Origin of the sequence: Bacillus sp. 0909A, from assembly GCF_036765115.1 — a bacterium.
GTDB lineage: Bacteria > Bacillota > Bacilli > Bacillales > Bacillaceae > Bacillus > Bacillus mojavensis.
Map to the genome: position 1 here is coordinate 226,530 of NZ_JBAIZU010000003.1, position 18,121 is coordinate 244,650.

At 43.5% G+C, this 18,121-nt stretch carries 18 protein-coding genes; 3 read left to right on the plus strand and 15 right to left on the minus strand.

All coding sequences use genetic code 11. The features are described from left to right. Nucleotides 1-14: 14 nt before the first annotated feature. Nucleotides 15-335, plus strand: coding sequence for a MazG nucleotide pyrophosphohydrolase domain-containing protein (locus V6D42_RS11375; protein WP_010331987.1), 321 nt, complete (start codon nt 15-17; stop codon nt 333-335). Nucleotides 336-364: 29 nt separating this feature from the next. Here the strand turns inward: V6D42_RS11375 and V6D42_RS11380 are convergent, their stop codons facing one another. Continuing rightward, nucleotides 365-1,975 (minus strand): SulP family inorganic anion transporter, encoded by a 1,611-nt coding sequence (locus V6D42_RS11380; protein ID WP_168748821.1) that lies wholly within the window; start codon nt 1,973-1,975, stop codon nt 365-367. Between the two features lie 19 nt (nt 1,976-1,994). Beyond that, nucleotides 1,995-2,579, minus strand: a complete 585-nt coding sequence (locus V6D42_RS11385) for a beta-class carbonic anhydrase (protein ID WP_095712951.1) — start codon at nt 2,577-2,579, stop codon at nt 1,995-1,997. Nucleotides 2,580-2,980: 401 nt separating this feature from the next. Between V6D42_RS11385 and V6D42_RS11390 the strand changes: the two genes are divergently transcribed. Continuing rightward, on the plus strand, nt 2,981-3,958 hold the full coding sequence (locus V6D42_RS11390) for a 2-hydroxyacid dehydrogenase (RefSeq protein ID WP_333513299.1): 978 nt from the start codon (nt 2,981-2,983) through the stop codon (nt 3,956-3,958). Nucleotides 3,959-3,996: 38 nt separating this feature from the next. On the opposite strand, the gene V6D42_RS11395 is transcribed toward V6D42_RS11390, so the two are convergent. From V6D42_RS11395 to V6D42_RS11410, 4 genes are all read right to left on the minus strand, one after another. Then, nucleotides 3,997-5,937, minus strand: coding sequence for an ABC transporter permease (locus V6D42_RS11395; RefSeq protein ID WP_333513300.1), 1,941 nt, complete (start codon nt 5,935-5,937; stop codon nt 3,997-3,999). After that, on the minus strand, nt 5,912-6,691 hold the full coding sequence (psdA, locus tag V6D42_RS11400; protein WP_333513301.1) for a lantibiotic ABC transporter ATP-binding protein PsdA: 780 nt from the start codon (nt 6,689-6,691) through the stop codon (nt 5,912-5,914). The genes V6D42_RS11395 and psdA overlap by 26 nt, the downstream gene beginning before the upstream one ends. 84 nt (nt 6,692-6,775) lie before the next feature. Then, on the minus strand, nt 6,776-7,846 hold the full coding sequence (locus V6D42_RS11405) for a HAMP domain-containing histidine kinase (RefSeq protein ID WP_333513302.1): 1,071 nt from the start codon (nt 7,844-7,846) through the stop codon (nt 6,776-6,778). After that, complete coding sequence (locus V6D42_RS11410) at nt 7,840-8,553, minus strand: response regulator transcription factor (protein ID WP_326218424.1); 714 nt, start codon at nt 8,551-8,553, stop codon at nt 7,840-7,842. Before V6D42_RS11410 ends, V6D42_RS11405 begins: the two co-directional genes overlap by 7 nt. Nucleotides 8,554-8,700: 147 nt before the next feature. Here V6D42_RS11410 and V6D42_RS11415 point away from each other — a divergent pair, with 147 nt between their 5' ends. Beyond that, nucleotides 8,701-8,910 carry a hypothetical protein gene (locus V6D42_RS11415; RefSeq protein WP_333513303.1) on the plus strand — a complete coding sequence of 70 codons (210 nt, stop codon included), beginning with the start codon at nt 8,701-8,703 and terminating at the stop codon, nt 8,908-8,910. 35 nt (nt 8,911-8,945) lie between these two features. Here the strand turns inward: V6D42_RS11415 and V6D42_RS11420 are convergent, their stop codons facing one another. The 9 genes from V6D42_RS11420 to V6D42_RS11460 all read right to left on the minus strand — a co-directional run bounded on the left by V6D42_RS11420 (nt 8,946) and on the right by V6D42_RS11460 (nt 18,042). Further along, on the minus strand, nt 8,946-9,701 hold the full coding sequence (locus V6D42_RS11420; protein WP_333513304.1) for an arylamine N-acetyltransferase family protein: 756 nt from the start codon (nt 9,699-9,701) through the stop codon (nt 8,946-8,948). Between the two features lie 10 nt (nt 9,702-9,711). Next, entirely contained in the window at nt 9,712-9,969 is a 258-nt protein-coding gene (locus V6D42_RS11425; protein WP_024122965.1) for an HPr family phosphocarrier protein, read from the minus strand. 23 nt (nt 9,970-9,992) lie between these two features. Then, the gene (gene whiA / locus V6D42_RS11430; protein ID WP_010331998.1) at nt 9,993-10,943 is read right to left on the minus strand and encodes a DNA-binding protein WhiA; all 951 of its coding nucleotides are present in this window, start codon (nt 10,941-10,943) and stop codon (nt 9,993-9,995) included. A 22-nt stretch (nt 10,944-10,965) separates the two neighbouring features. Continuing rightward, nucleotides 10,966-11,919 (minus strand): gluconeogenesis morphogenetic factor, encoded by a 954-nt coding sequence (gene mgfK / locus V6D42_RS11435; protein WP_168748828.1) that lies wholly within the window; start codon nt 11,917-11,919, stop codon nt 10,966-10,968. Between the two features lies 1 nt (nt 11,920). Then, on the minus strand, nt 11,921-12,808 hold the full coding sequence (rapZ, locus tag V6D42_RS11440) for an RNase adapter RapZ (protein ID WP_010332000.1): 888 nt from the start codon (nt 12,806-12,808) through the stop codon (nt 11,921-11,923). A gap of 24 nt (nt 12,809-12,832) precedes the next feature. Next, nucleotides 12,833-13,309, minus strand: coding sequence for an 8-oxo-dGTP diphosphatase (locus V6D42_RS11445; RefSeq protein ID WP_081638370.1), 477 nt, complete (start codon nt 13,307-13,309; stop codon nt 12,833-12,835). Between the two features lie 319 nt (nt 13,310-13,628). Continuing rightward, complete coding sequence (gene trxB / locus V6D42_RS11450; RefSeq protein ID WP_168748830.1) at nt 13,629-14,579, minus strand: thioredoxin-disulfide reductase; 951 nt, start codon at nt 14,577-14,579, stop codon at nt 13,629-13,631. Nucleotides 14,580-14,797: 218 nt separating this feature from the next. Next, complete coding sequence (locus tag V6D42_RS11455) at nt 14,798-16,207, minus strand: C40 family peptidase (RefSeq protein WP_333513305.1); 1,410 nt, start codon at nt 16,205-16,207, stop codon at nt 14,798-14,800. Nucleotides 16,208-16,587: 380 nt separating this feature from the next. Beyond that, on the minus strand, nt 16,588-18,042 hold the full coding sequence (locus V6D42_RS11460) for a tetratricopeptide repeat protein (protein ID WP_333513306.1): 1,455 nt from the start codon (nt 18,040-18,042) through the stop codon (nt 16,588-16,590). Between the last annotated feature and the right edge of the window lie 79 nt (nt 18,043-18,121).

Sequence of the window (18,121 nt, forward strand, 5' to 3'; positions counted from 1 at the left end):
CAGGAGTAATGATGTTGCAGCTGGCTGATGCTGAAAAATGGATGAAAGAGTTTTACGAAAAAAGGGGCTGGACGGAATACGGGCCGTTTATTCGAGTCGGGTTTTTAATGGAGGAAGCCGGAGAGCTGGCACGGGCTGTCCGGGCGTATGAAATCGGCAGAGACCGGCCGGATGAGAAAGAATCGACACGAGCTGAGCAAAAACAAGAATTGATTGAAGAAATGGGAGACGTCATCGGGAATATCGCCATCCTTGCTGATATGTACGGCGTTTCATTAGGTGACGTGATGAAAGCCCACCAAGAAAAACTGACAAAACGATTTGAGCATGCATAAAAAAAACGGCCGCAGTCGGCCGTTTTTTTTCACCCTGTGATTTCATCATGATGATCAAAGAAATGCTGCTTCCCTATTTTGTGAAATAGGCCTGTTTTATGCAGCAGCTCCCTAGGCTGAGACTGCAGCCCTACAATCATCAGCTTTCCGTTGTGGCGTTTAATTCGGTTCATAACGTTCCCAAGCACTGCTTCTGCGGATGTATCCATGTAATGCACTTTATTCATGAGCAAAATGAGAGTCTTCGGCTTTTTCTGTACATGCTCTAACAGTGACGATTCAAGTGAATCAATCGATCCGAAAAACAGCGGTCCTTCTATGGAGTACATGCTGACCGAAGGATCTGTCCCCTGCTCCCTCTTAGCCGCTTTCGCAAGAGCTGGATGAGACTCCTGATTGTGAATACGGGTCGCTTCGCTCATTCTTCTGATGAAGAACACAAATGCGAGCAGCAATCCGGTCGCCACACCGACGATTAAATCGAACAGAACCGTCAGGACAAAGGTAGCGGCTAAAATGAAGGAATCGGCGTTTTTCAGTCTCAGCATGTTTGCGACTTCCTTCCGCTCACTCATATTCCATGCGACAACCATCAAAATCGGCGCCATACTTGCAAGCGGAACGTGGGAAGCATAAGGCGCGAATACAAGCAGTACAAGAAGAACCACGACGCCGTGAACGACACCTGAGACAGGTGAAACCGCTCCATTTTTAATATTGGTTGCCGTCCGCGCAATCGCTCCGGTAGCCGGGATTCCGCCAAACAGCGGCGCGGCCATATTCGCAATTCCCTGGCCGACAAGCTCTTTGTTGCTGTCGTGCTTTGATCCTTTCATATTATCGGCAACCATCGCGGATAATATGGACTCGAGGCCGCCAAGAAGCGCGATGACAAGCGCTGCCGGAAACAGCATGACCATTTTATCTATTGTCAGCTCAGGAAACTGAAATTCTGGCAAATGGCGAGGAATTTCTCCATAGGTTGAGCCAATCGTTGCCATGCGGTCAGGGAAAAACACAACCGCAACAAGCGTGGAAATGAGAAGAGCCAATAAAGCTCCGGGTATCTTTGGCATCACTTTGGCGGATACAAGCAAAATGACAAGTCCGATGACCGCTGTCAAAATGGCATATCCGTTAAAGGTGCCGAGCTTCTGTGCAATTTCAAACATGTTGTGATGAAAGTTCTCATGTTTTTCTACGTTTTTCAAACCGAGAAAATTAGCGATTTGCTCAGTGAAGATTAACACGGCGATTCCAGCCGTAAATCCGACGATAACTGGCTTCGGCACGTACTTCATAATTTTGCCGAGCTTAAACAATCCGAACAGCACCAGCATGACGCCTGCCATAAACCCCGCTATGAGCAGATTTTCCAGCCCGTACTGCATCACGATACCGAATAAAATTGGTACAAACGCGCCTGTCGGACCGCCAATTTGATATTTAGATCCCCCGAACAAAGAAATACAAATCCCCGCCACAACAACAGTATACAGCCCATATTCAGGCTCGACTCCCGAGGCAATGGCAAACGCCATACCTAAAGGAATTGCCACGACTCCTACTACGATACCTGCAATCAGGTCTTTCTGAAATTTCTGTAAATTGTATCCCTTGAATCTCCCAGAGAATCGCATATTTTGTTAAAACCTCCCTTTATGAATTAGTCTTTATGAACTCAGTTTCATAACCGTTAATCACGACGTCAAGTTTGCCTGTCTCCGGGTGTATCACAAGCCCGTGAACGGGCAGCTTTTTTGGCAGCAACGGATGATTCTTGATCAGATTGACACTGTGGGAAACGCTTTCTTCCACACTGTGAAAGCCGGTCAGCCAGGTTTTCAAATCTAATCCGGCGCTATCAAGTAAACTCAGGCAGCTTGCTTCTACCCCGCGTTCCTTTGCTTTTTCTAGAATCGAGGCCGCATTCAGGCCTGACATCCCGCATTCATGGTGGCCGATGATGCAAACCTCTTCAGCCTGCAATTCATAAATGGCGACCAATATGCTGCGCATGACACTTCCAAATGGGTGAGAAACGATGGCCCCCGCGTTTTTTACAATCTTAGCATCGCCGTTTTTAAGCCCCATTGCTTGCGGAAGAAGTTCTGTGAGTCTTGTATCCATACAGGTAACAATAACGAGCTTTTTTGAAGGAAATTTTGTCGTTTTGTAGGGTTCGTACTTCTTCTCTCTGACAAACTGCTGATTGTGTTCCAAAATTGATGTTAAAGAAACCATTTAATTCATCTCCCATCCATATGATTTTGCAAGCCTTCTTGCCTAGCTTACAGTAAGGAATTATAGCATAGGAACAGGCTGCGAAAAGGCTTTCATTAAAAGACGATCTAATTGGACTGTAAAATAAAAACATAAACATTTATATCTTTCAAAGATAATAAAATTTATATTTATTGAATCCTATAATCCAGGTTTTGCTGATATTTTGGTGATTTGTCTGACAAAAAATATAGGCGAATTCAGATAATTAAAAAACTTATTTAAGCAGAGGCTGCTATTTTTTCATTCATCGCAATCATTTTAAGTTCAAAAGAACCAGAAATTTAACAAACGCAGCAATATTTCTAACTTCTATCTCTTTCCGATATAATAAAATAGACAACAGCCATAAAGGGGGAGCCTTGTTGAAACCATTTGTATTTATCACCAAACCCATTCCTAAAGAGATTGAACACATGATTAGTGAGCATTGCCGTTATGAGATATGGCAGGAGGATACACTTCCACAAGAGGTGCTATTCGAGAAAATGAAAGATGCTGAAGGACTTTTAACGACTGGAACATCAGGGCCGTCCATCAACAGAGAGCTGCTTGAACATGCTCCTAAGCTGAAGGTCGTCAGCAATCAATCCGTCGGATATGATAATTTTGATATAGAAGCGATGAAAGAAAGAAGCGTCGTCGGCACTCATACACCTTATACACTGGATGATACAGTGGCTGATCTGGCCTTTTCTTTAATTCTTTCTTCGGCCAGACGTGTTGCTGAGCTTGACCGTTTCGTCCGGGCCGGTAAATGGGGTACGGTTGAAGAAGAAGACCTTTTCGGCATTGACGTCCATCACCAAACATTAGGCATTATCGGTATGGGCAGAATCGGCGAGCAAGCGGCCAGACGCGCCAAATTCGGTTTCGATATGGACGTGCTTTATCATAACCGCCACCGCAAACAAGAAACTGAAGAAAGCATCGGCGCCAAATACGCTGAGCTTGACACACTCCTGGAGCAATCAGATTTTGTTCTGCTGATTACTCCGCTGACTGACGAAACGTATCACATGATCGGGGAACGCGAATTTAAACTGATGAAGGATTCCGCAATTTTCGTCAATATTTCCCGGGGAAAGACAGTTGATGAAAAAGCCCTCATCCGCGCTCTTCAAGAAGGCTGGATTCGTGGTGCCGGTTTAGACGTGTACGAAGAAGAACCTGTCGCAAAAGACAATCCGCTCTTGCAGCTTGACAACGTCACCTTGCTGCCGCATATTGGCTCAGCAACAGCGAAAGTGCGCTTCAATATGTGTAAACAGGCCGCCGAAAACATGATTGCAGCTATCAAAGGGGAAACACCGAAAAATCTGACAAGAGAATTTCAGTAAATAAAAAAAATCCGGTCTGATGAAGACCGGATTTCATATTACATATGCTGAAGAACAGCACGCTTATAAATATGACGAGTGACGACATAATAAACAGCCTGGAACACAAAATAAATGAAGATGACAATCACGGCTTCAAGAAATAAGTTTGCATTCAGCATGTTGCTTAACGCTACATACGCAAAGCCGGCGTGAATCGTACCCGCAATAAATGGGACGAAGAACAAAAATCCAATTTGTCTACCAAGGATGGAGTGAATCTCTTTATCCGTAATCCCCATTCTCTTTAATGCTAACACTTGCACTCTCGTATCTTCTATTTCAGTAAACATCCGCAAATACAGCATGCTTCCTTGAACGATAAAAAACAGAACGCTGACAAACAGACCGATAAACAGCATGAATGCGACTCCCTGATTCACCATTTGAAAACTCGGAGCACGCGTTTGAAAATCAGATATATGTTCTTTCGGCACCATGCTTTCCAGCTTCTCAGAGACGTCCACCGTCTCCTTCCAATGCTCAAGCTCATAGCCTACCACTCTCATCTGCTCCTTCAGCGGCACCTCCTGTGTCAGGCTGTCAAAGCTTTTTTCACTGACAACCAATAAACGGCTGACTCCGTCGACTGACATCAATATCCCTTTGTTTTGCTGCTTTTTCATGACATAGGAAAGTGATTTTCCTGACTTCATATGAAACGCTGCTTTTTCCCCTTCCCCGTACGTATCTTTCACCATCATTTGAAACGGAACATTGATAAACGCTTCATTTTCTTGTACATGAATAACAGGAAAACCTTTTTCCTTTGCGACTTGATTATAAATTTTCTCTGAAATCAGCAAGGCCTCTGCTTCCGCTTTCCTGTTCCCATACGGCAAGTCTGATTGAAATGTAACAGGAATACCTGTGGCATTCACCTTATATTTAATCTCAGTATTTGCTTTTTTCAATGTATTCTCAGCGGTCTCAGGCTTCATAACCTGAAAGCGGGAAGCGTCTTTTTCCACCCAGGCAACAGATTGAGGAATGCTTTGCTCCTCCTGCCTTTCTAAATCAGCATAAAACATATAGATCACACCTGTAGCGGTTAAAATGACTGCCGTGATCACAGAGGTTAAAAACAGCATGCGTGCATGATCTTTCAGCCTGAATATCATGTTGGAACGCACAATGATATTGGTTCCTTTGTAAAAGCTGTGTTTCTTTTTGTACAGCATGCGGAAAAACGCGACACTGCTTTGTGTAAAAAAGAAATATGTGCCGATTAACACTAAAATCAAAATCGGAAAGACACGAAACACCATGTCGTTCGCATTGGCTGTGGCAGACAGATAATAACCGCCAGCCAGACAAAGCAAAGACAGCACAGTGAGCCATTTTGAATAGGCCGGTAGATTTTTAGGTTTTTGAGCGGATTTAATCAAATCTATGATTTCAAGCTTGCGAATCTGTCCCAGCGATAATATAAGCAGAACTTGAAACAATATAAGAAAACCGACCGCCGTCAGCACAAATGCTTTCGGTACAATCGCAAACGAGATCGGGACCTTCACACTGAGCATCCATGTCATGACCATAAAAAACAGTTTTGAAAATAACAGCCCCGTGCCAATACCTGCCGCAATCGCCGCAAGAGAGAGCAGCGACTGCTCATAATAAATCATCTTTCGGAGCTGCTGCTTTGATGTTCCGAACAGTGTAAACAAGCCGAATTCTTTCTTTCTCGCCTGTAGAAACGCTGAATTTGAATAAGAAATAAAGAATATACAAAACACGATGATGACGACAAGAGCCGCGCTCAAACACGTTTTCACAAGGCTTCCGCCATACACATTGTCTTCCGTCACATCCGGGTGAAAAATAAAAGAGGTGAAGACGAAAAAGACCGAGACGGCAAACACACAGCTTAAAAAGTAAGCAACATATCTATGCAGATTCCCAATAATGTTCTTACGGGCGATGGTTCTCAAATTCATGAAAATCGCCTCCCAACACACTCAGGGTATCTAGGATACTTTGATAAAACACCTGCTGATTCGTCCCCCTGCGGATCTCTGAAAAAAATTTTCCGTCTTTAATAAAGACGATTCGTTTACAGAAGCTTGCCGCTGTGGCATCATGCGTAACCAATAGTATCGTTGCTTCCTTTTCTTCATTCAGCTGAGCCAGCGTGTTCATCACCTGTTTTGCAGATTTTGAATCTAGGTTGCCTGTCGGTTCATCCGCCAATATCAGAGCCGGATTATGAATAATGGCTCTTGCACAGGCCGCACGCTGCTGCTGGCCTCCCGACACTTCGTACGTACGGTGGTCCAGAATATGTTTGATTTGCAATGTATCTGCCAGTTCATCTAAGCGGTTCTCCATTTCACTCAGCTTTACCTTGTCCAACGCGAGCGGAAGCAGGATGTTTTCCCGAATCGTCAGCGTATCAAGCAGATTAAAGTCCTGAAAGACGAAGCCCAGCTCTCTTCTGCGAAACAGAGCCAGGTCTTGATCCTTTAACGTTTTCGGCTGAATGCCGTTGACCATCATCTCGCCCTGGGTCGGCTTATCAATGGTGGCCAACAAATTCAGGAGCGTGGTTTTTCCGCTTCCCGACGGCCCCATGATGCCGACAAACTCTCCTTTATTTACACTGAGATCAAAATCGCTAAGCGCCTGATATGACATCGTTCCTTTATTTGAATAATATGTTTTTGACAGCTTCGTTGTTTGCAGTACGTTCATGCCTCTGATCCTCCTTTTTTCTTTATTATAAAAAGGAAGTCAGCAGCCTCCCATCGAACTTTCTTTCAATCACGCTTTCGAACCTTACAATGCTGTCACATTCGCCAGAGTGTCACTTGAAAAGACGATTGTCATCACGGTGCCCGCTCCCTCTTTTGATTGCGCGTACAGTTTATGGCCCAGCTGGCTGCATACCTCTTGCGCCAAATAGAGGCCCATTCCTGTCGCCTGTGTCATGCTTCTCCCGTTTTCACCAGTAAAAAACGGATCAAAAATCCGGGGAAGATCCTGCGCCGGGATGCCGATACCGTCATCTGCAACTGATAAACGTGTCTCATGGCCTTGCGTTTCAATCCGGATGGTAATATGGTCACCAACGCCTTGCTTTGAATATTTCAGGGCATTGAAAAGGATTTGCTCCACAACAAAGGAAAGCCACTTTTGATCACTGGAAACCTGGACGGCGTTTGGCGGTACATGTAATTTCGGAAAAAGCCGCCGTTTAATAAACTGCCGTTTTTCCTGATTGATCAATGAGCGGACAAGCTCTGTCAAATCAAAGGTTTCAGGTTTTACATCAAAAGCGAACTCCTCCAGCCGGGCTGTTTGCAGCATCATATCCAGCCCATGGCGAAACCGTTCATTTTCATCCTCCAGTTCCTCTAAAAAAGTCTGAAAGGAAGAAGCGGTCCCGTTCTTTCCTTCTTGAATCATTAAGGAGATGACGGATACGGGTGTTTTCATATGGTGAATCCATTGATTCGTAAAAGTATAATGCTGTTTTTGTTTATTAATATATTGTGAGAGCTTTCCCGCGTATTGATCACCAAGCGCGTTAATCATGTTTGTCCAGAGGGCTTGTTCTCTAGTTCTTGGCTTGAGGGCTTCAAGTGACCGCCCTATGTCATTCGAAGCGGGTGCCTGATCGGCCAGTTTTTTCAAAAATGCCAGAAAGGACACTTGCCGGATGTAGTCGGCAGTAAAACCAGCGGCCAAAAGGACACCAGGCAGGACCCATATGTATATCATATTTTCTGAAGCAGGCTCGGCACCGCTCTCTATAATGCTTAAATATGCGATAAACATGGCGGCACCTATGCTTAATAAGGAAAAAAGAATAATGGCTAATCGGTCGATGATATAAGTCTTTAACACTCCCGCTCATCCTTCCGATTGACTTCAAATACATAGCCCTGCCCCCTTATGGTTGCAATGGCGTCTTTCAATCCGGCATTCTCCAGCTTTCTCCGCAGCCGATTGACATTAACCGTTAATGTATTATCATCAACAAAATCAACGTCGTCCCATAATGCCTCCAGCAATTCATCACGCGAGACAATTTTTTTGTGCTCTCTTATGAAAATCGAAAGCAGCTGAAATTCTTTTTGTGAAAACGAGATCCGGCTGTTCTTCCACTCCGCTTCATATTGATCTGGATATATCGTTAGACCGCCAAGCTCCACCAGTCTTGATTCCTGGGACAAAGAAGGAGAATACTCACCATAGGTCCTGCGCAGCACGCTTTTGATTTTGGCCATGACGACTTCTAAGTGAAATGGCTTTGTGATATAGTCATCGCCCCCGTTCTCAATCGCCATCACCTGATTCAGTTCATCAGTCCGCGCCGAGATAAAAATAATCGGAGCATTGGAAATCGTTCGGATTTGCCTGCACCAATAAAACCCGTCAAAAAAAGGCAGGTTGATATCAAGCAGCACAAGATCCGGTTTCATTTCCGCAAATTCTTCCTTTATGTCATTCAGCTTTTCAGCTATTTTTATATGATATCCGTATTTCTGAAGATGGCCGCCCAGCAATGAAGCAATCCGTTCATCATCTTCCACGAGTAAGATCCGATACACATTTATCCCCCTTATATGTCTAGCACGGTGATTTTTCTAGAAGATTCCAAAATTATTATAGCATGTGGGGGATAGTAAATCGGGCTTTTTCTATTCGTTATGGTAGAATGAAAAAAGGGAAAAATTTCTTAATAAGTAGGTGTTATTATGAAGATAATCATGCTACTTGTGACCATTACGTCAATTCTTTCAGCATGCCAGCCGAACTATACCGGGAAATACATAGAAATTGGGGATTCACTAACTGAATACACCAAAGAGTGCTTTAAAGAGAATCATATTCCTTATCAATATGAAAAGGAGAAACTGTATATCCCAGAAGATGCATTTGATGTAGTAATCAATACTTGTTCATAAGAAAAAGCTTGCAGTATGTCTGCAAGCTTTTCACATTACAAAAAATAAGTGTTTAATTTCTCTTCAAACTCTGAAGGGGCGATGTCACTTTTTTGGCCTTCTCCGCCGTTTTCATGAATCGTAAAATGGCGGTCTGACATGACCATCCGCCCGTTCGGTGTCAACTTTGAGGCGAGCAGTGATTTGTTAAAAGGAGATTTTTCATGAGAATGAATCAGGTCCTTCATGTCATCTAAATCACCGGGATCCCTCTCTTCAAGGGTAAAGGCATAACCGATTTGCCAGCCTTCTCCTTTGTCCATCAACAGAAGATGGGTGCCCATTTCCGTCGCTTTTTCCTTGATTCGGAAGGCCCCCACAGGAGATTGTACCGTTTCTCCGGAAAGCGGTATCGGCTCCAGCGCCAGGTTGATGCCAAATCCAATATCAACAATGTAATCTCCCTTTTCAGCCGACAGCAATACTGCAGCATGGGTTCCTTCTAATGCCCACTCTTCTTGTTTTCCTGCATAAACTGTACCGCGAATGAGCTTCACATGAAAACCGGCGTCACGTAAGACATAGTAAAGAAAACCATTTAAGTCGTAGCATAGCCCCCCATGTTGTTCTTTGATCAGACGGCGCCAAAGCTCTTCTTTGGTTACCTTATAATTCTCTTTTGCAAGAACTGCCCGGTTTTCAAAAGGGTATCGGTACGCCATTGCTTTTAGAAAAAGGGGAAGATCCTCGAAGCTGACATGATCCTTCTCCCAGCCGATTTTCTTAAAACAGTCTTTCAGAAAATCACTCATTTTGTATCACCTAAACTTCCTCTTGAACATACGCCGAAAGCTTTTCCAGCGCCTCTTGTTCATCTTCTCCCTCGGCAATCAATGTGACTTCTGTGCCTGTGCTTACCGCAAGGCTCATCAGCCCCATGATGCTTTTCGCATTTACTTTTTTCCCATCCTTCTCAAGAAACACATCTGACGTAAACCGGTTTGCTTCTTGTACAAACAAAGCAGCAGGACGCGCCTGCAGTCCTGTCTTTAATCGAACTTCCACTTTCTGCTGAACCATAAGATCTCCCCTTTTCTTTACGGTTATTTTAAAGTGACGGTTTGCCCTGTCCGCAGCTGTTCTGCGATTTCGTCAAGTTTTCTCAGCCTGTGATTGATCCCTGATTTGCTGATTTTCCCGCTCGCTACCATTTCCCCCAGCTCTTTCAGCGTCACTTCCTGGTAATCAATCCGCAGCTGCGCGATTTCCCGAAGTTTTTCAGGAAGCGCCTCCAAGCCGATTCTTTCATCGATGTATTTAATATTTTCCACCTGTCTGAGCGAAGCCCCGATGGTTTTGTTTAAGTTGGCTGTTTCACAATTGACAAGACGATTAACCGAATTTCTCATGTCTCTGACGATTCTGACATCCTCAAAACGCAGCAGCGAATTATGTGCGCCGATCACGTTCAGAAATTCAGTAATCTTTTCAGCCTCTTTTAAGTAAGTGATATAGCCTTTTTTCCGCTCGAGCGTTTTGCTGTTTAATTGGAACTCATTTAACAGTTCACATAATGAATCGTTATGCTCTTTATAGAGAGAAAAAATTTCTAAATGGTACGAGGAGGTTTCCGGGTTATTGACTGAACCTCCCGCCAAAAATGCCCCTCTCATATAAGAACGCTTGCAGCATCTCTTTTTGACAAGCTCTTTTGAAATATTTCGTTCAAACACAAAATTCTCGCCGAGTATTTTTAAATCCTCTAAGATGAACTTTGCATTCTCTGAAAAACGCACAATATAGACGTTATTCTTTTTCAGCCGCATTTTCTTTCTGACCAGCAGATCAACCGACACATCATATTGTCTTTTCAGCAATGTATAGATGCGGCGGGCAATCGCTGCATTTTCAGTTTGAACATCAAGTACGAGATGGCGGTTAGCAAATGATAAAGATCCATTCATTCGGATAAGTGCGGACAGCTCTGCCTTAATGCAGCAATCCTTCACTTCCAGGTTCGTTAATTCTTTTTTTGTTTCCGATGCAAATGACATATAGCCACCTCATTTCAAGGCTTCATTCTTTCAATAAATCGACAAGAAGAGAGGCCACTTTATGTGTATCGTGACGAATTACGCCATTTTTATGTGTTACGATTTGATCTCTGATAACTTCAAGCCCCATTGCTTTCAGCTCTTCGATATCAAAATCAACAGGACGCGCCGATTCTACTGCGTACTTACGTTTTATTTCGTCAGGAATGTCTTCACTGTTAACCAGTATGGTATCGATAAAACCGCAGCCCATATGCTGATTGAGCGCTTTCACATGATCGGCAGCGGTATAATGAAGCGTTTCTCCGGGCTGTGTCATCACGTTGCAGATATATACTTTTTTCGCCGGCGCCTTGATCACTTCTTCTCCAATTTTTGGAACGAGCAAATTGGGAAGAATACTGGTATAAAGGCTTCCCGGTCCGATAATAATCAGATCCGCTTCCCTGATCACATCTATTGTTTCCGGCAGCGGATCAATGTTTTCAGGCGTCAGAAAAACGCGCTTAATACGCTGGCCATACTCCGGGATAGTGGACTCACCTGTGACCACGCGGCCGTCTTCCATTTCGGCATGCAAAACAACACTGGCATTGGCTGCTGGCAACACCTTTCCTCTTACATTCAGCACCTTGCTCATTTCTGTGACAGCGTGAAAAAAATCACCGGTTATATTCGTCATCGCTGCCAAAATTAAATTTCCGAGTGAATGGCCCGTTAAATCGTTCCCCTTATTAAAGCGGTGCTGAAAGAGATCCTCAACTAGCGGCTCCACATCGGATAAAGCGGCAAGCACATTTCTGATGTCTCCGGGTGGCGGGATTTTCAGTTCGTTCCGCAGCCGCCCCGAGCTTCCTCCGTCATCAGCAACAGTGACAATCGCCGTAATATCAACGGGTTTATGCTTTAAGCCACGAAGCAATACAGAAAGGCCCGTGCCGCCGCCAAAGATGGCAATTTTCGATTTTTGTTCCATCTTATTTCCGGCTTCTCTTTTCGATGTCCCGGTGAGTAACATGAGTATAGTAATCCTTTTTGAAATAGTCAGCTAAATACTCGGCAAGCGTCACAGAGCGGTGCTGGCCCCCTGTGCAGCCAATCGCAATGACGAGCTGGCTCTTTCCTTCTCTTTTGTAGGACGGCAGCATAAAGCTGAGTAAATCGATTAATTTTTCATTGAACTTTTGTGTTTCGTTCCACTTCATGACGTAAGACGATACCTCTTCATCTTTTCCGGTCAGCGGCCTCATGCTTTCGATATAATATGGGTTCGGCAAAAATCTGACATCAAAAACGAGATCGGCATCAATGGGAATACCGTATTTAAAACCAAATGACATGACATTTACTGTAAATGTCTCTCCTTGGTTTGTCGCAAAATGCTTTACGATTTTCTCGCGCAGATCGCGCGGCTTCATGTCTGATGTGTCATAAATCATTTGAGAGCGGCCTTTTAATTCCTCAAGCAGCTCACGTTCCAGCGCGATGCCTTCGAGCGGAAGACCAGTCGCTGCCATCGGATGCGAACGTCTCGTTTCTTTATATCTTGTCACGAGAATCGAATCCTTCGCGTCTAGGAATAAAATTCGCGGTGTAATCCACGGATTTTCCGCCATTTCATCCAGCGCCTCAATCAGCCGGTCAAAAAATTCACGGCCGCGCAAATCCATAACAAGCGCGACCTTGCTCATTTTCGAATTTGATTCCTTCATCAGCTCTAAAAATTTCGGAAGCAATGAAGGCGGCAGATTATCGACGCAGAAATACCCGAGATCCTCAAAGCTTTGAATTGCAACGGTTTTCCCCGCGCCCGACATGCCGGTTATAATGACAAGCTGAATATCATGTGATTCACTAACACTCATCTTTCTCCCCCCTGACTTGTCTTTCTATTTGATATGCTGCGGATCTAAACGATAACTGAGCAGCTCAAACTCCGGTGTATACGTAAATGTGCCGTGCAGCAGCCCTTGTCCCTTCATCATAAAGTCCAGGATATGGCCGTCTCCCGGAGCCATAGGCAGGTTTTGAATATCCTTCACATTGTGCCACTGCAAAATGCCTTCCTCTGATTCAGACACGTTCTCTCCCGTATAGGAATCAGCGACAAACGTAAACATCATCCACTCGGACACAATATGGTCACCGTCTTTAATGATAAAGGTAAAAACGCCTTTTAGCTGAGGATTTATAATATAGATACCTGTCTCTTCTCTAAATTCTCTGATGACGGAATCCCTGACTGATTCCCCGCTCTCCATCTTGCCTCCCGGCGCGACCCACCAGCCGCGTCTTGGCTTTTGAAGAAGAAGAACTTTGTCATCCGCCTTGAGAACACAATTTGTCACTCTTTGCAAGTACGTCACCTAACCTTCTCGTCCTGTCATCGTCTCTTTATTATACCGTTTCAAGATGCCTCTCACAATGAAGAGACATTGACAATCTTTCCTTCTATTTTACAGCATATTCTTCCCAGCGTTCAGATGATTTTATTGTGAAAGGAAATTGTCTTTTATTTTTGGACAAAAAAAGGACACGGATAACTGGAGAATCCGTGCCAAAAGTGTATTCATTATAAAAAGGGGGTCAATTACTTTATTAATCATAACCGATAAGTTTTACACAACTGTTACAGCGTAATTAAAACCCAGTAACGTTATGTGAAACTCGTATGACAGCCCTTTTTTATTTTAAGGTTTTCAGCGTTTCCTGGAGCTCTTCGACATAATGCTGTACGCTTTGTGCCGCAATACTTCCGTCTCCTGTAGCCGTTACGATTTGGCGCAATGATTTTTCACGAATGTCTCCGGCTGCGAAAATCCCTTCAACCTTTGTTTCCATTCGGTCGTTGGTTTCGATGTAGCCTTCTTCATTCGTGATGCCAAGGTTGTCAAAAGGTTTAGACAGAGGAAGCATACCGATATAAATGAATACGCCGTCTGTTGTGAATTCACTTTCTTCACCGGTCACCGTATCCACAAGCGTCACTTTGCCGACTTTGCCGTTTTCCTCATGAATTTCCTTCACGGTTTTATTCCATAAGAAATCTACTTTTTCATTATCAAACGCTCTCGCTTGGAGAATGCTTTGCGCACGGAGTTTGTCACGTCTGTGAACGATCGTTACTTTTGAAGCGAAACGTGTTAAGTACACGCCTTCTTCAACCGCTGAGTCCCCTCCGCCGACAACAACCAGCTCTTTGCCTTTAAAGAAAGCGCCGTCACATACTGCACAATACGAAACTCCGCGGCCGCCCAATTCTTTTTCACCAGGCACGCCGATTTTTTTATACTCTGCACCTGCGGCAATGATAACAGCACGCGCTTTATATTCTTTTGAACCGGCTTTCACAACTTTGTACTCTTTGCCGTCCACAATTTCTTTAATATCGCCATAAGCGTATTCAGCGCCGAATTTCTTTGCATGTTCAAACATTTTGTTGGAAAGCTCAGGTCCGAGAATGCTTTCGAAACCAGGATAGTTCTCCACGTCTTCCGTGTTTGCCATTTGCCCGCCCGGAATTCCTCTTTCAATCATTAATGTCGATAAGTTTGCTCTAGATGTGTATACAGCGGCCGTCATCCCAGCAGGACCCGCGCCGATAATAATCACGTCATATATTTTTTCTTCTGACACACTCACTCACTCCTTAAAACGTCTTTTCAAGTTGGGCTCTTCCTTATATGATAAGAATCCCCATCAAACGTATTCCTTACCCATATCCTATAAAATCTCATGGTAATACGCCATTTTTTTGCTCATTTTTTTCGAAACGCGATTAAATGTATTTCAAAAGGGTATGTATATTAATAAAGAAAGAGCCTTCTGTCCATAGAAGGCCCTTGTCTTATTTATTATTGAACAACACGTCTTACGTTGCCATTGAAGTATTTTTTCCAGTAAGGGTTACTCATAGAATCAATTGACACACCATGAGATGTATTGTCATTTAGGAAAGTACCGTTTCCTAAATAAATACCAACGTGTCCATTCTTCTTGTAAGTATCAAAGAAGACTAGGTCTCCGCGTTTCATTTCTGACGCGCTTACAGCTCTTCCTTTATTGATCAATGTGTCAGTAGTGGTTCCACTAACAGGTCCAAGGTTGACACCTGCAGAAGCATAAGCCCAGCGAACGAATGATGAGCAGTCAAAAATACGGTTGTTGATATCAGACTGAGTGCGTCCGCCGCCAAACTTGTACGGAGATTGTCCGACAATGCTTGAACCAACGCTGATCGCACCTTCAATGCCGCCTGAGTTGCTGATGACAGTGCCGCCTGAGTTGCTGTTTGAACTGCTGTGCTTCTTAGAAGACGACCCGTTAGACGAACTGTTTGATGAACCGCTAGAAGAGTTGTCTGAAGAATCATCATCAGATGAGCTTGCTTTTGCTGTTTCAGTTGTAGCTGTTTGGCCGTCTGTTTGTGTTTCATCAGATGCTTTTTGAGCTTCTTCCTGCTTTTTGATCAAAGCAGCCGCAGCTTCTTGTTGTTTTTTGATGCGTGCTTGTTCTGCTTCAGTATCTGCTTTTTGATTTGCAAGTTCAGACGCTTCTGATTTTAATTCAGAAATCGCCGCAGCCGTTTTCTTCTGGCTTTCTTTTGCTTCGTCGAAAAGCTTGTCTTTTTCATCTAGCTGTTTATCAAGGTCCTTTTGCATTGTTTCTAACTTAGCCAATGCAGCTTGTACTTCTTTCAGCTTATCATTCAGATCTGCTTCAGAGTCTTCAAGCTTCGCTTTATCCTGCTCTTGCTGCTTGATTAAATCTTTGTCTGCATCAACAATAGATGAAACCGCAGTAGCGCGTGAGATAAAATCACCAAAGCTTGTTGATCCTAAAAGTACATCTATGTATCCTTGAGATCCGCCGCTTTCCTGTAAAGAACGAACGCGTTTTTTCAGGATTTCGTTACGCTTTTCGATGCGTGCTTCTGTTTCTTTAATCTCTTTTTTCAGTTTTTTGATTTCTTCTTTTGTTTTATCGTTTTCTTCTTTTTTATCTTCAATTTTGTTGCTTGTATCGAGCGCCTTAGCGTTAATGTCTTTCAGTTCTTTTTCAATCTTTGATTGGTTTTCCTGAAGCTCAGTTAATTCTTTTTCCTTCGCTTCAATGCTGGAAGCAACCTCAGATTGCTTGCTTTCGATTTTTTGTTTCTTTTCATCTAATGTTTCCGCCGATGCAGTTTTACTTGTAAATGGGATCAAAAAACTGCTTGTCCCGATGACGGAAGCCAAACCAAGTGTCAATAAACTCTTTCTCACTTTTTATATCCTCCCTTTTACTGTGAACCTGATCTCATTTGGAATTGTATTTTGAACATCAAGTTTCGTTCCTCATATTCTACGAGGAATGATGATTGTTTATGGTTAATTATTCTGTGCATCTCTTATTCTGGGTGTATAGCGTTTATTTCACATCATATGTAAATAACACTAATTCCTTATGTACGAGAATCATTATACCATCAAGTTTCGACAAATTAGCGATAAATTTTATTACATTTGTGTTTCAAACAGATGTCAGGTTGCACATCATTTGTCATCTTTCTTAATTTGATAAAAAACCTGTCGATATTATTTTTAAAATATAATTTATAGAATAAAAAAGAGTTGATTCTGCGAATCAACTCTCCATAAATATACTATTCTAAAATATCATCAATATATTTCATATATTTCGTCAAAGTGGCCGGAGAGATGCCAAATTGGGCTGCCGTTTCTTTTTTGGTGTCATGTTTGCCATGAGCTTCTTTCCAAATATAGTAGATAGCAGCAGCCCATCCGCTCACATTTTTCAGCGGTCCCGCTGCGTGGATTTGCTGTATCACATGGAATACCCAGCAGCTCATGACTTCTGTTTTCATCTCATCTTGTTCTGCTTCTTCCAGCAATTTAACCGTTTGATAAGCGAAAAGCGCATCCTCTGACACATCTGCTGCTGCGGAATCCCCGTGCAAGAGCAGCTTAACGAAATGGTTTTCAAAAGGAGCGGTGATGCGCTTCGAGCGTATCACCGCTTCAAGATGCTCCGTTTCACCCTTGGTGCTGCTGATATAATAGGCAGCCAATCGCTGTTCTACTGACGAAGGAAGTACTTCCCGCCGCTCAACCCATGGAGCCGGACGGTCCGCTCCGGGATATTGCGATTCAACTTTTCTCCATACCATTTCGGCAAATTCTGTATGGCCCGTAAAGTAAGCAGAGCACGAGAGCCAGTAGTAGAATGTGTCGTCTCCCTCAAAACCGCTTTTATATAGTGATCTGAGCCATTTGTACCCGATATCATAGCGGCCGACAAGCGACAGGGTGGCACCCAGTTTATAGCGCTGTTCAAATAACATCGGATATACATTTGAAAGCTGATCACTCAGCTCTGCCACCTTTTCATCTTCTCTTTCATAATAGTAGAAAACGAGAAGATTACATAAAGCGTGAAGATTTCCTTCATTATTATTCAGCACTTGGTAAGCCGTTTGTTTCGCTTTCACAACATTGCCGGAATAAAAGTGGGCAAGGGCGAGATTATTATAAGCGGACCAAAGCTCAGGATATTCGGTTGTGATTTCCTCAAGAGCCGCAACAGCTTCAGCAAGCTGACCGCTTTCAAGCAATGACTTCGCCCGGTCCTGTTTGATAAGCAATTCATCCTGATCATATAGAGAATCCTCAGGCCCGCCGTCTCCTAAATCAAGCAGATCAAGCAGACTATCATTCTCTTCGGAAAATTCACCGTCCGGATCAGCGTCTGAATAAGCTGCAGCTTCTTTATAAGCTTCCTGAAAGAGTCCCAGATGGGCAAAGTTATTTGCTTTAAAATAATGACATTCCGGCATTTCCGTCTCCAGATTCGCCAAAATATAATCAAGCAGATCGTTTGATTCCTGGTATTGCCCCATCTCTGAATAAATGACCGCAAGCTGCGAAAGCATCTCTGAATCCTTCGGCTCCAAATGAACCGCGCGCTGGATCAGTTTGCTTGCCCGCTTCAAATTGCGTTCTTTATACGCCTTCAAACCTTTATGAAAAAAATAATGTCCATCTTGAAGCAGCTGGACAATTTGTGCGTGATTTTTATGTTCAGAAGTGTGTTTTCCCACAACTACCCTCCGTTTTATACAATATTACCGTCAGTAGTATACCATAAATCGTAAGCTCCTCAATAGTTCAAAAGGAAGG